The organism is Pantoea sp. RIT-PI-b, from assembly GCF_001187905.1.
Taxonomy (GTDB): domain Bacteria; phylum Pseudomonadota; class Gammaproteobacteria; order Enterobacterales; family Enterobacteriaceae; genus Pantoea; species Pantoea nemavictus.
Genome location: NZ_LGIS01000014.1, coordinates 182338 through 196989 on the forward strand (window position 1 = coordinate 182338; position 14652 = coordinate 196989).

The window sequence follows — 14652 nt, forward strand, 5'->3', positions numbered from 1 at the left end:
GTATGGAAATGTCGCAACTAACGGCGCGTCGTCCCTATCTGCTGCGTGCGTTCTATGACTGGTTGCTTGATAACCAGCTGACGCCGCACCTGGTGGTCGACATCAATCTGCCTGGTGTGCAGGTGCCGCTGGAGTATGCGCGTGATGGACAGATCGTTCTGAACATCGCGCCGCGTGCGGTTGGCAATCTTGACCTCGCCAATGATGAAGTGCGTTTTAATGCGCGTTTCGGCGGTGTACCGCGTCAGGTTTCTGTGCCGATGGCTGCGGTTCTGGCGATTTATGCCCGTGAAAACGGCGCTGGTACCATGTTTGAACCGGAACCGGCCTATGAGCTGGCGACGGACGAACAAGAAGCTGGCGGTCAGGAAGAGACGATGATGTCTGTGATTGATGGCGATCGTCCGGACGATGCGACTGACGACGATCACTCGCCAGATGATGAGCCGCCACCGCGTGGCGGACGACCTTCACTACGTGTAGTGAAGTAATACGTCTGAGAGTGAGAAATAAAAAACGGGCCGATTGGCCCGTTTTTTTATGCCTGCGCGTCTCAGTAGACGTCGCGCAGATAGCGTTTATCTTTCTTGAGCTGATCGATGTAAGCCGCAGCACGTTCGCTGGACAAGCCACCGAACTGGCGAACCACTTCATACAGCGCAGCATCCACATCTTTCGCCATACGCGAGGCATCGCCACATACGTAGAAGTAGGCGCCATCCTGTAGCCAGGCATACAGCTCCGCGCCTTTCTCTAGCATGCGGTTCTGCACGTAAATCTTCTCTTCCTGATCGCGCGAGAAGGCCAGATCCAGATTAGTCAGCAGACCTTTCTCCTGCCATGCCTGCAACTCATCTTCATAGATATAATCATGTGCCTGATGCTGGTCACCGAAGAACAGCCAGTTTTTGCCTTCAGCGCCGGTTGCCTGGCGCTCCTGCAGGAAGGCGCGGAACGGAGCGATACCCGTTCCCGGGCCAACCATGATCAGCGGCGCATTGCCGTTTGCTGGCACGCGGAACGCTTTGTTAGGCGAAATGAAGATCGCTGGCTTTTCGCCACGACGTACACGTTCAGCCAGGTAGGTTGAACACACGCCTTTACGCTCGCGGCCGCCGCTGTGATAGCGCACGGAAGCGATGGTCAGATGCACCTGATTAGGGTGCGCTTTCGAGCTCGACGAGATGGAATACGCGCGGTGCTGCAATGGACGCAGCATGGCAACCAATTCCGGCACTGACAGGCTGCGCGTCAGCTCAAGCTGCAGCAGATCCAGCGTATCTTTGCCCCACAGCCAAACGGCAAGGGTATCTTTATCGTCGTGCTGCAATACGTGACGCAGTTCCTGGTTGGTGGTGTGCTGTCCAACCCACTCAATCAGTTTGCGTGATGGCTCAGAGATTTCGAACTGATACGTCAGCAGATCGCCGAGGTTACGGTCAAAGCCTGGCACCGGCGTCTCATAGTCCGCTTTCAGTTCGGCCAGCAGCAGTGACACCAACGCTGCGTCATTCACGGGGATCACACCCAGCGCGTCGCCCGCTTCATATTTCAGACCGCTGTCGCTGAGATCGAATTCAAAGTGGCGAATATCTTTTGCCGACTCTTCTGCTGAGAGACGCTTGTTCGTTGCCAGCGCAGCTGCATAGGGATTTTGCTTATTGCTGCCCGGAATCACCGGCGCTTCTGGCGCACTTTCCAGCGCGGTACCGCTGCTGCCAGCGCTGGCAGCAAACTGTGGCATTGCCGTGCCGATCCACTCGCTGGATGGCTCTTCAAAGTCGATATCGCAGTCGATACGATCGGCAACACGTTTCGCGCCGAGCTGCTCGAGACGCATATCGATGAATTTACCTGCCTGGCAGAAACCGTCGTAGCCGGTGTCGCCAATTGCCAGGACCGCAAAGTGCATCTGCTCCAGACGTGGCGCGGTGCTGGCTGAAATCGCCTGCCAAAACAGCTGGGCGTTATCCGGCATTTCGCCTTCGCCGTAGGTTGAGGTAACGATCAGCACGTGACGCATAGTGGCGAACACATCCAGATCCACCTCACCCAGCGCCTGTACCACCGGCACCAGACCTTTGGCACGAGCGGCTTTGGCAGCCGTTTGTGACAGCGCTTCAGCATTACCGGTCTGTGAACCGAACAGGATATGCAGTTGCGTATTGGCACCTGCGGCCGGCGCGCTCTGCTTGTCTTCTAATACCAGCAGGCGCGAATGGAGACCGGCGAGAAAGCCCGCCAGCCAGTATTTCTGCTCACCGTTAAACGGAGCATCTTCAGGAATGTAAGGAATTTTCATCGGTAAGGCACTCAATCCTGTTCAAAATTTTTTCCCCGTCATACTTCAAGTTGCAGATGCGTTGGCTGCTCTCGCTCACCCGAATCACTTACTTGAGTAAGCTCATCGTGATGCCCTCGTTTGCCGCCTTCCTGCACCCCGAATTATTTAGGGGAGGGTCTAAATTACACATGTTCAGTAGTGCTGTAATCAGGAAAGTTTCCCGACCGCAGCAGCGATTTCTGGCAATGCAGCACGGGCAAACAGCTCTTCAAAATCAGGGAGATGGCCAAGGACTTCACGGTTGCAGGCATCCTGATAAATGATCCAGCCGTAAGTCGCCAGGCTATCCATGGAGCGAATGTTACGTTGCGTCAATGCCGCTTTGTAATCGGCCATACGTTTCGCGGCGATCAGGCTGGCCAGCTCGTCATCGCTGTAGCTCTCAATCGCGGAGCGCGCGTGACGTTGCAGCTTGCTAATCAGCGTAAAATCTTCGGTCATCAGCAGATTACGTACCGCTTTCTCGACTGCCGCATCCTCCACCGCGGTGCCTTTCGGCAGCTTGCCCAGCGCCAGCTGCTGCGCAAGGCTGAGAACGGTGTAGTTGTTCAGCAGCACAAACATCTCCAGCGTGTCGGTCGCGCCGTAAGCCGGTACTGCGCCGTTGGCAATGGTTTTACCGTCACGCCAGGCGGATTTGAACTTCGCCACCTGATGCGCAGCCAGCGACGTCGACAGCTCCTCGAGCAGGTCTTTGCGCGATTTGGCCTTCAGAATCTCGGTGCCATCCTGATACAGCAACAGCGAACGCGGCATCACGTAAACAAAGTGGTGGCACTCGGTTTCCCAGTTATCCAACAGCCATGCGGCACGTGGGGATTGGGTCGCTTCCAGATGCCAGTTCAGCATGGTCAGCACCGCTTGTTTATGTACCTGCGCCATTTCATCTTCATCGGCGATGGATCCAAACAGTACTGAATCACCCGCTGCGTGTGCCGCCAGCGATCCATACGGGTCGTACTGGTAAGCGAAACCGCCGCTCATGCCGTTGCCGAAGCCTTTACCGAAGGTGCCAAGGTTGAGGATGGCGCCGTTGGTCATGTATTCGCAGCAGAAGTCGCCGACGCCTTCCACTACCGCGGTTGCGCCAGAGTTACGCACCGCGAAGCGGTCACCCGCCTGGCCCTGAACAAACAAACGACCACCGGTAGCACCAAACAGGGCGAAGTTACCGATCAGCACGTTGCCGTCGCTATCCTGTGCGCCGCCGCCCGGTGACATCACCACCAGCTCGCCGCCGCATTGGCCTTTACCGACGCCATCGTTACAGGTGCCGTAATGTTTCATCTGCATGCCGTCGTTGCAGAATGCGCCGAACGACTGGCCGGCAGAACCGCTGGTGTTGATCAGCACGGTGGCTGGCGCCAGATAGTGACGACCGCGATCGTCTTTCAGCACCGCTGGCAATGCTGCCAGTTGCTCTTTCGAGAGTTCATGGTTCAGCATGCGTTCGATATCGATCGCCAACTGGCCACCCACGCTCTTGTTACGGTTGTTCAGCGTGATGCCGGCGCCCAGCGCGACTTCACGGCTTGCCTCGCCAACCAGCTGGGTTTTAAGTTCGTTGACCCAGCCATCATCCAGCTCAAAGTCTTTTTCCAGATAGACCGGCTTAGCAATTTTCTGCTCTGGCACCACGGTTAACATCGCGCGCAGATCCAGTTTGCCGACTTCCAGCGGGTGATCCATCAAGTGCAGCAGATCCGAGCGGCCACGCGCTTCACGCAGTGAACGCAGACCAAGGCGGGCAAGGAACTCACGCACTTCTTGCGCCACGTTGATGAAGTACTGCGCCAGCTGACGTGGATCGCCATCAAAGGCTTCGGCGTTAGTGGTTAAACCGGCCGGGCATTTGACGTTACAGTTTTTCGCCATCACGCACTTCAGCATCATCAGAGCGGTGGTGCCGAATTCGAAGCTGTCGCCACCGAGCAGGGCAGATTTGATGACATCGCTGCCGGTCTGCTGCGCGCCGGAGCAGCGCAGCTGTACTTTGTCGCGCAGGCCATTGGCACATAGCGCCTGGTGTACTTCGGCGATACCGATTTCTGCCACGCGGCCGGTATATTTCAGGCTGGTAACCGATGCTGCACCGGTACCGCCGGTGTTACCCGCGACGTTAATCACATCGGCGCCGGCTTTTGCCACGCCGACGGCGATGGTGCCGATGCCTTCAGATGAAACCAGTTTTACAATGACGCGCACGCGCGCGGCTTTGCAATCGTGGATCAACTGAGCCAAATCTTCGATCGAATAAGTATCATGGTGCGGTGGCGGTGAAACCAGCTCAACGCCCGGCGTACCGCCACGCGCTGCCGCAATCTCAACGGTCACTTTCGGTGCTGGCAACTGACCGCCTTCACCTGGCTTCGCGCCCTGACCGATTTTGATCTCCAGCTCTTCCAGCATTGGGTCAGCCAGATAAGCCGCCCACACGCCGAAGCGACCTGATGCCAGCTGTTTAATACGTGACGCGCGGATGGTGCCGTGACGTGAATAGTGCTCGCCACCTTCACCACAGTTACTCATGCCGCCAACCATGTTAGTGCCGTGTGCAACCGCTTCGTGCGCCGGCGCCACCAGCGCACCGTGGCTCATCGCGCCCGACGCAAAGGTCCGGGTGATTTCATGTGCCGGTTGAATCTCTTCCAGCGGCAGCGATGGCAGCGCGGTGAAGATCAGTGACAGATAATCCGCAGCTTTGCCGTAAGCGGTGATGTGCAATACACCATCAGCCACATTGCTGCTTTCGATATCATCGATAAAGCGGGTTTTCAGTGCACGTGACAGCGCTTCCAGACGCTCATTCTCTGGCTTCAGGCCAGCAATCGCATCAATCAGGCGCAGCTCAAACTGGTTCAGGCTGCCGTTCACCGCTTCGCATTGCAGACCACGCGTAGCGAAGCCGTTGTTGACCAGCGAGTAGCGGCCCAGCTTGCGACCGAATTCGGCTTCGCTATCCACGTGCGTTAAATCGCATGGCAGCGCGAGGATGTCACGCAGCGCCGCAGGACGACGTTTACGTTCAGCGTGCATCAGGCCGGAGAACTGACGGTAATCTGGTGTGATGGCAAAGGTGTCGATCACATCATTTGGGATGCGCTCGAAGCTGCTGTCTTTAAAGGCTTCCGCTTTGATATTGAAAGCGTTATCCAGCTTGGCCAGCGTCATCAAACGAATAAAGTTGTCCTCTTCGCGCTCTTTGTTAGCAAAGCGAATCGGTTGTTCCGTCATATCAATGAAGGTACGTACCGCAATGGTGCCGTACGAGTGGCCAGCACCTTCTGCGCGCTCTTTGAATAGGCCGAGCAGCGGGACTTCCGCTTCGCCCTGAATTTTTAACGAACTCTGATGCCAATCAACCGCCATCTGGGCGATAGCCGGGAAGCCTGCGCCGCCGACCGGCGTTTTGATATTCGGGAAGTATTTCTTCAATACCGGATCTTCAGTATCGAGGAAATTCGGCTCGAAGAACTCGCCGCAGCTGTAGCTCTCAACCGTACACAGGCCCACTTTGCCCATGGTTTTCATCAGCGCTTTTTCAGCGGCTTTGGCATAGCGTTTAAACGCTTTATTGCCCTCTACACCTTCACCGAACTTCTCTTCCGCACGCATCTGCACGCCGAGTGGGTAAACGGCAGAAGCACCGAAGCCCAGCGTGGCGGCGATATGGTGTGAAGAGATGCTCTGACCGCTTTCTACTACCAGCGAAACATCCAGACGCAAACCTTCCTGCACCAGACGCTGGTTGATCGCCGACACCATCAACAGCATCGGGATCGCTGCATGGGTTGAGGAGATGTGGCGGTCGGTAATCACGGCGATGCCGCCTTGCTGGCGTGCGAAATCCACCACCTGCTGCGCTAAGTCATCGATGGCTTTTTCCAGCGCGTTGGCGTTGGCTGCACGGCTGACGATATCTTTACCGACTACCGGCTCATACAGCATCTCGAAGCGCGCGTAAGGAGCGACGGTTTGCTCGCGCAGGCGCAGCATGTCGAGGTGCGTCAGAATCGGTGTTGGCACAATGATCTGCTGGCCCTTGCTGCGGCCAAGGTGCGGCTTAGCGCCGAGGGCAACACGCAGCGTCATGCCGTCCGCTTCACGGATGGAGTCGAGCGGCGGGTTAGTCACCTGCGCAAAGCGTTGCGAGAAGTAGTGCGCCATGCCGCCTTCATGGTCGGACAGGCCGTTGATGGCGTTGCCGTAACCCATCGCTGAGATCTTCTCAGCGCCGGTTTGCAGCATCGGGTCCATCATGAATTTGAAGCTTTCCTGGTTGTAGTAGTAAGCGACAAAACGCTGATAGGTTTGCAGGTCACCACGATAACGCAGCGGAGAACCTAACTGTTCAGCCTGGATTTCTGGCAGATCTTCCAGATCGACGCGTGCTTTGCTCAGCAGGGAGAGGTAATCCTTCTCTGCTGCCAGTTTTTCCAGCGCTTCCACGGTGGTGTAAGAGCGCTTCTCTTGGTGATCGTAATAAAGCATGCCGCCGGCTTCGATACGGCCACGACGCAGCACGCTTTCTGGTGGGAAGGCGATCTGGCCCGCTTCAGACATGGCACCGATATACTCCGCCGTTTCAACGGAACGCAGCGGACGCAGGCCAAGGCGGTCCAGACGGGCGCCAATCACTTCTCCGTTACCAAAGATTAGCGCGGCAGGGCCATCGTTCTTCTCTTCATATAATGAGAAGTACTCGAGCATGGCGCGTACTTCATTAGAGAGCGAGGTATCGTTCTCCCAGGCCGGAGGCATCATGGACACCACCGCGGTGATCAGGTCGAGATTATCTTCCATCAAACGGCTGTGGATGCTTTGGTCCAGACGCGAGCTGTCGGACTGACCTTTAGGACGGACAATTTTCTTACCGCGCGCCAGCATCAGTGCCGCTTCGGCGATGCGGTTTTTACGATCGGTGTTCAGCTCGCCGTTGTGCGCCATCAGGCGGAACGGCTGAGCCATGGTGGTATGCGGATCGGTGTTGGTGGAGAAGCGGGTATGGAAGAACAGCCCGCGCACCTGATGGTCCGCATCGGTTAAATCTTTGAAGTACGGAATCACTTCGTTGGAGTTCAGGCGGGCTTTAAACACCTGCGTGCGCGAGGAGAGCGACAGCGGATACAGACCGCCGAATTCGCTTTCGGTAAAAGCACGCGCTTCGATATCCAGCAGCGCGCGATAAATCTGGCGTTCGAACTCCAGTTGTTCAGTCACTTCCTGCGGCGCAGCAAACACCCACTGCACAATTGGCAGCTGGAATGGCAGGGCGGCCGGTCGTGTTACGCTGCCGTCGAGCGGCATATCGCGTTTCACTAATACCGGGAAGTTGTGTGCCGCCAGCGTTTCTTCTACCAGACGCTCAGCATTGGCTCGCAGTTCAGCGTCTTTAGGCACAAAGAAGTTACCCACGCCAAACCGACCGGCTTCCAGCGCCATGCCCGTAACCTTACGGAAGAAGTTCAGGGAGAGATCGACGTTAACACCCGCGCCATCGCCCACGCCTTCGGCAGACATGCCGCCACGGTGCGGGACCGTGCAAAGCGCGCTATGGGCCATCTGCAGGATCTCATGGGTCTGCTCGCCGTCCTTACGGGTAATGAAACCTACTCCACAGCTGTCACTTCCGGCTGATGGATCATACAAACCATAGGGATTCGGTTTTTGCGTGGACATTGAGAGTCTCCTTAAACTTCTTTTGACATTACCTGCATTATTTCGCGTACTGCCGCGTTACTGAGTCAGACAACGTGGCGGTATCAATTCTTGTGCCGCTCATAAAGAGCAGGCGTCGCAACACCGAGCAAGGGCTCTCCAGACACTGTTGTCACGTCCTTAATGAGCTGCTCTTTAATCCGGTCTCTTTCGGGAGATAGCTTGCATCTAGAGGGAGTCTTCTTGCTGCATAGATATGCCGAGACACAGGCCCACGAGGAAAGCTCCCAGTGGAATTCCAACTTATCGGGAAAGCGAACTCAGGTCAAATAGCCAGCTTTGTTGAGGGTAATTGGCTTTTATGTCTCTTAACTAAATGATTAAAAAGAGTTTATTGCGTAAATATATGTCAATCTCCCGCTGCGCATTCCCCCAGGAAGTGTGAGCCGTCTCACTGTGACCCAGCCCTCTGATATCTAAACAATGCTGGAAGGTATGCTTATAACAGCATTTAATTCTGCTGAGGGGGGTTCACACACAGCATGTATCTGTTTTTCTTATGGCGTCATATTTGAATCAAAATGGGGCTGCCATTAGTAAAATTAATCATGCGGCGCGTGATTAAAAAATCATTTAAGTTGAATGGGTATGCAATAAAGGCGCGCAACCATTACGACGAATGGCTGCCAGAGTGCTGATTAGCACAGGATGTTGAGAAAAGGCCCGCAAAAGCGCGGCCCTCCAGATTATTCAGTTGGCAGAATTAGTCAAGCGCTTTGCGCATATAGAAGGGAACGTCGGCGAAATGCCGCTGTGGTGCACCATTACAGGGCATAACCCGCGCGATATGGCAAGGCGAAGCGGCGCGGCGCGGCGATAAATACGCTATCATGAGCCAGATTTCGTTCAGGGAGCTCGTTATGAAACAGATTCGTCTTTTAGCGCAGTATTACGTTGATTTGATGGTCAAACTCGGCCTGGTGCGCTTTTCACTGCTATTGGCATCGGCGCTGGTGGTACTGGCGATGGTGGTACAGATGGCGGTCACCATGGTGTTGCGCGGCCATGTTGAGAGCATCGACGTGGTGCGTTCGATCTTCTTCGGTCTGTTGATAACGCCCTGGGCAGTCTATTTTCTTTCGGTGGTGGTCGATCAACTGGAGGAGTCACGCCAGCGCCTGTCGAAACTGGTGGATAAGCTGGAAGAGATGCGCACGCGCGATCTTGAGTTGAATCAGCAGATGAAAGAGACCATCACCCAGCTGAATCAGGAAATTAACGACCGTATTAAAGCCGAACAAGCGCGTGAGCAGGTGATGGACAAGCTGCGCGAAGAGATGGCGCGGCGCGAACAGGCACAAATCGAGCTGGAACAGCAATCCTCCTTCCTGCGCTCCTTCCTGGATGCATCGCCGGACCTGGTGTTCTACCGCAATATTGATAAGCAGTTCTCCGGCTGTAACCGCGCCATGGAACTCTTAACCGGCATGAGCGAAAAGCAGCTGATCGGTCTGACGCCGCGCGATATTTACGATGATGAAGCCGCTACCAAAGTGCTGGAAACCGATGAGAAGGTGTTCCGTCACAATGTGTCGCTGACGTACGAACAGTGGCTGGAATATCCCGATGGGCGCAAAGCCTGCTTCGAGATCCGTAAAGTGCCCTATTACGACCGCGTGGGAAAACGCAGTGGCCTGATGGGCTTTGGTCGCGATATTACCGAGCGTAAGCGCTATCAGGACGCGCTGGAGAATGCCAGCCGCGAGAAGACCACCTTTATCTCTACGATTAGCCACGAGCTGCGTACGCCGCTTAATGGCATCGTTGGGCTGAGCCGCATCCTGCTGGATACCGATCTCAATCAGGAGCAGCTCAAGTACCTCAAAACCATTCATGTTTCGGCCATCACGCTGGGCAACATCTTCAATGATGTCATCGAAGTGGACAAAATCGAACGCCGCAAAGTGCAGCTGGATAATCAGCCGCTGGATTTCACCGGCTTCCTTGCCGATTTGGAAAACCTCTCCGGTCTACTGGCGCAGCCCAAAGGACTGAAGTTTGTCATGGCGCCAGAGTTGCCGCTGCCGCATAAAATCTCGGCGGATGGCACGCGCTTGCGTCAGATTCTATGGAACCTGATTGGCAACGCGGTGAAATTTACCCAGCAGGGCGAAATCGTGGTGCGTGTTGCTTATCGTCAGGACGAAACGCTGCACTTTGAAGTGCAGGATTCCGGCATGGGCATTCCGCAGGAAGAGCAGGATAAGATCTTCGCGATGTATTACCAGGTGAAGGATCAGCATGGCGGCAAACCGGCGACGGGCACCGGTATTGGTCTGGCGGTATCGCGTCGGCTGGCACAGGCAATGGGCGGCGATATCAGCGTGAGTAGCGTTGCGGGGCAGGGTTCCTGCTTCACCGTCGAGATCAACGCGCCACGCGTCGCTGAGGAGGTTGAGGACGACAATCTGGATGACAGCATGCCTTTGCCGGCGCTGCACGTACTGCTAGTGGAAGATATTGAACTCAACGTCATTGTGGCGCGTTCGGTTCTGGAGAAGCTCGGCTGCAGCGTTGAAGTCGCAATGACCGGTACGGACGCGCTGGCAATGTTTGATCCGCAGGAGTTCGATCTGGTGTTGTTAGACATCCAGCTGCCGGATATGACCGGGCTCGACGTATCGCGTGCCATTCATCAGCGTCATGCTGGCACATCCTTGCCGCCGCTGGTGGCCCTGACGGCAAACGTGCTGAAAGACAAAAAAGAGTATCTCGATGCAGGCATGGATGATGTGTTGAGCAAACCGCTTGCCGTACCGGCGTTGACGGCGATGATCAAAAAGTTCTGGGATTATCAGCCGGAACAGGAGGCGTTAGTTATTGAGTCCTCAGCCGAGCAATCACGCATGCTGTTAGATGTGCCAATGCTGGAGCAATACATTGAACTGGTTGGCCCAGGATTGATTACGCAAAGTCTCACCATGTTTGAGCAGATGATGCCGGGCTATCTCGAGGTGCTGGATTCCAACATGATGGCGCGTGACCAAAAAGGCATTGCGGAAGAAGGGCACAAAATCAAAGGCGCGGCGGGTTCGGTTGGTTTACTGCATTTGCAACAGTTGGCGAAGCAGATTCAGTCGCCGGAGTTGCCAGCGTGGTGGGACAACGTACAGGAGTGGATCGACGAGCTAAAACAGGAGTGGCTGCAGGACGTGAACGTGTTACGTGAGTGGGTTGCGGAGCGGGAAAAAGTACAGGACGTTAGAAAAAAATGACCCCAGTCGAAACTGGGGTGCGCGAATACTGCGCCAACACCAGGGAAATCGGTACTGCTGCTATTATTAGAGGTCGAATAAAAAAGCAACAGTTTGGTATTGGTTAACGCTTCAAAATCACCTTAACAAATTCGCCAATGCTTGCGACAAGATTCATTAAATTGTGTGATGTTGAGCAGCGATTAAATACAGAAAACATTAATTTGCTGACACAGTCAAGCAAGGAATTAATTTCTTTGCCATATTGCACCTTTTTTGACCAATTAATCTGTTTTTTGCCTGGTTTTGCTTCACTCGACAGCAGGAAAAGGCCGGCAGATGCGGCGAAAAACTCAATCGGGTGAAAAATTGAAGTTAAGTAAGATTAACGTGCTGATATTAAATAGTAAATTTCCATTTCCCGCTGGGTTATCCAAAACGTTTTGGAAACCATCAGCAGAAAGTTCCAGTTTCCAGTTTAATGAATTATGTAAACCAAACGTGCGATAAATCGCTTTACCAATACTGCGCCAGAATGTGCACAGGATGGCACCAATTCAGCGGTGTTTTTCAGAATGGTCTTGCTCAACAATGAGCATCTTCGAACACTACTAAAAATTATAGTTAAGCTTTGTGAAAGATTTTACGTGAGCGATATCACATTTAGTTAAGTGTGCAAGCCTGCAGCGCCTGCCCGGGGTAACGCGATGGAACCGATTCCTTTTTAATGGAAGTGCTTGATGTGATTGGCTCTAATAGAGGAACGTTGATTGCGTAGGCAACAATTAACCCTCATGGCATTGGGTGTATGTGGATAAATTTTGGTGGTGAGACGCGAGTGTTCGCTATCATGACTTGGGTGATTGATTAATACAGGGAACAGGTAAGAGAAAATTGCATGAGTAAGAGTAAAGGGACGCTGGGAAAACGAATTAAACTGCTGATTGCAAAAGTACTGCTCGCCTGGCTTGGCATCTGGCTAGCGGGCATTTTGTTGTTTGCGTTTATACCTGTGCCGTTCTCCGCGGTGATGGTCGAGCGGCAGATTGGTGCCTGGTTCAATGGGCGCTTTGATTATGTGGCGCACTCGGATTGGGTCGGCATGGATGAGATTTCACCGTGGATGGCCCTGGCAGTGATTGCTTCGGAAGATCAAAAGTTTCCTGAGCATTGGGGTTTTGACGTCGATGCCATCCAGTCAGTGCTGGATAACGAGGGTAAAGAGCGCATGCGCGGCGCATCAACTTTGTCACAGCAGACGGCGAAAAATCTGTTTCTCTGGGATGGGCGTAGCTGGATGCGCAAAGGGCTGGAAGCGGGGTTAACGGTGGGAATTGAAACCGTCTGGACTAAGCGTCGTATCCTGACGGTTTATCTGAATATTGCTGAATTCGGCGACGGCGTGTTTGGAGTCGAAGAGGCTTCCCAGCGCTACTTCCATAAACCCGCCAGCCGCCTGACGATGTCGGAAGCGGCGTTATTAGCGGCGGTATTGCCCAATCCGATCCGTTTCCGCGCCGATGCGCCCTCAGGCTACACTCGCCAGCGTCAGCAATGGATTATGCGTCAGATGCGGCAGTTGGGCGGAGAGGGCTTCCTGAATCGTTACAAGCTGCACTAAAACGTTCAGTCTTCGTCGAAGCCCGCTTCAAACAGTTCAATAACCGCTGCCAGTGCCTGCACTTCCTGCGGACCACTGGCTTCGATTTCAATATGGCCGCCTTTGGCTGAATCGAGCATCAGCAGCGCAATCACGCTGCTGGCTTCGGCTTCAGTGCCGGACTCATTGCGCAACAGCACTTCCGCATCAAAGCTCTGCACCAGCTCAAACAGCTTCATTGCCGGGCGCGCGTGCATGCCCAGTTTGTTTCGAATCTCAACGGTTTGCTTCACGCTCATGATTTACGTTTTTCCAGAGTGCGATGACGAGACTGCACGTTTTTGCCGCGTGAGCGGAAATAATCTGCCAATTGTTCAGCGATATACACTGAGCGATGCTTCCCGCCGGTACAACCAATGGCGACGGTCAGATAGCTACGATTATTGGTTTCCAGCATCGGCAGCCACAGTTCCAGATAGCTGCGCGTTTGATAGATGAAATTATGCACTTCAGTGTGACGATCAAGAAACGCCGCTACTGGACGATCCAGACCGGTCATCGGACGCAGTTTGGGATCCCAGTGTGGGTTCGGCAGGAAGCGCACGTCGAAAACATAATCGGCGTCGATCGGAATGCCGTGCTTAAAGCCGAACGACTCAAACACCATGGTCAGCTCACGCTCACGTTTGCCTAGCAGGCGCGTGCGCAGCATTTCTGCCAGCTCATGGACTGACATTTCTGATGTATCAATGATCAGGTCCGCACGCGATCGCAGTGGCTCCAGCAGATCGTTCTCTTCATCAATGGCGCTTTCCAGCGACAAATTTTTGCTCGAAAGCGGATGCAAGCGACGTGTATCGCTGTAGCGACGGATCAGTGTATTGCGATCGGCATCAAGAAAAAGTAGCTGTGGCGAGAAGGTGTCGGGCAAATTATTGAGCGCGGCTTCGAACACTTCCGGCGATTCAGGCATGTTACGCACGTCAATGCTAACCGCCGCAGAGATGTTGCGTTCAGTTAAGGTATTCGCCAACTCTGGCAACAGCACGACCGGCAGGTTATCAACACAGTAAAAACCCATGTCCTCAAGGGCACGCAGCGCAACTGACTTTCCTGAGCCTGAACGACCGCTAACGATCATCAGCACCATCACATTTCTCCCGTTTTAAACCGGCGAAGACGCCGGTAAAAGTTTTTGTCGCTTAAGAGTGTGCTTCCTGAGCTTCTGTGATAATGGCGTAGAGCTCTTCGTCGCTTTGTGCCGCGCGTAAACGACGGCAGACGGTTTTATCCGCCAGACGCTTGGCGACAAGCGAAAGCGTATGCAAGTGGGTTTTGCACTGGTCCGCAGGCACCAGCAGAGCAAACAGGAGATCAACCGGCTGGTTATCAACCGCATCAAAAGCGATAGGCTGATCAAGGCTGATAAATACGCCTACAGCGCGTAACGTGTCCTCCTCCAGCTTGCCGTGTGGAATGGCGATGCCGTTGCCAATGCCGGTACTGCCCATACGTTCGCGGGTGAGGATTGCTTCGAAAAGCGTCTGGTGCGGCAGATTGAGCTGCTTCGCTGCCAGCTCGCTGATAATTTCCAGCGCGCGTTTTTTACTCTGGCAGTGTACGCCGCTACGGGTACAGTCCAGGGAAAGGACCGAGCTCAATTCCAGTGTTAGATCGTTGTTCATCATCGTTTCACTTGCGAGTTCACATAGCCGCGAGGAGCAGACAATGGGTTTCATTGCCCTGCGCCCGTTGGCGCTTGCGCAGATGACAAAACGGGGCGGTTAAATCCGCCC

8 protein-coding genes are annotated in these 14652 nt (G+C 54.4%); 3 read left to right on the forward strand and 5 right to left on the reverse strand.

Going from position 1 to position 14652, the window contains the following annotated elements; all coding sequences use genetic code 11:
• The first annotated feature begins 2 nt into the window (after positions 1-2).
• On the forward strand, positions 3-491 hold the full coding sequence (sspB, locus tag AC790_RS07250; protein ID WP_049851347.1) for a ClpXP protease specificity-enhancing factor: 489 nt from the start codon (positions 3-5) through the stop codon (positions 489-491).
• Positions 492-553: 62 nt separating this feature from the next.
• Here sspB and AC790_RS07255 read toward each other — a convergent pair whose 3' ends face one another.
• Positions 554-2302: a sulfite reductase subunit alpha gene (locus AC790_RS07255; protein ID WP_007886604.1), complete on the reverse strand. Its 1749-nt coding sequence runs from the start codon at positions 2300-2302 to the stop codon at positions 554-556.
• A gap of 189 nt (positions 2303-2491) precedes the next feature.
• Positions 2492-8023, reverse strand: a complete 5532-nt coding sequence (locus tag AC790_RS07260; protein ID WP_049851348.1) for a glutamate synthase-related protein — start codon at positions 8021-8023, stop codon at positions 2492-2494.
• 899 nt (positions 8024-8922) lie between these two features.
• Between AC790_RS07260 and arcB the strand changes: the two genes are divergently transcribed.
• Together arcB and mtgA are read left to right on the forward strand one after the other, a co-directional pair.
• Entirely contained in the window at positions 8923-11277 is a 2355-nt protein-coding gene (arcB, locus tag AC790_RS07265) for an aerobic respiration two-component sensor histidine kinase ArcB (RefSeq protein ID WP_007886612.1), read from the forward strand.
• An 877-nt stretch (positions 11278-12154) separates the two neighbouring features.
• Positions 12155-12877 (forward strand): monofunctional biosynthetic peptidoglycan transglycosylase, encoded by a 723-nt coding sequence (mtgA, locus tag AC790_RS07270; protein WP_049851349.1) that lies wholly within the window; start codon positions 12155-12157, stop codon positions 12875-12877.
• A gap of 5 nt (positions 12878-12882) precedes the next feature.
• Here mtgA and npr read toward each other — a convergent pair whose 3' ends face one another.
• From npr to ptsN, 3 genes are read right to left on the reverse strand one after another with little or no spacing between them, the layout of a single operon-like run.
• Positions 12883-13155: a PTS phosphocarrier protein NPr gene (gene npr, locus AC790_RS07275; RefSeq protein WP_007886615.1), complete on the reverse strand. Its 273-nt coding sequence runs from the start codon at positions 13153-13155 to the stop codon at positions 12883-12885.
• The gene (gene rapZ, locus AC790_RS07280; RefSeq protein WP_049851350.1) at positions 13152-14006 is read right to left on the reverse strand and encodes an RNase adapter RapZ; all 855 of its coding nucleotides are present in this window, start codon (positions 14004-14006) and stop codon (positions 13152-13154) included. Before rapZ ends, npr begins: the two co-directional genes overlap by 4 nt.
• Positions 14007-14058: 52 nt before the next feature.
• Entirely contained in the window at positions 14059-14541 is a 483-nt protein-coding gene (gene ptsN / locus AC790_RS07285; RefSeq protein WP_175501705.1) for a PTS IIA-like nitrogen regulatory protein PtsN, read from the reverse strand.
• Between the last annotated feature and the right edge of the window lie 111 nt (positions 14542-14652).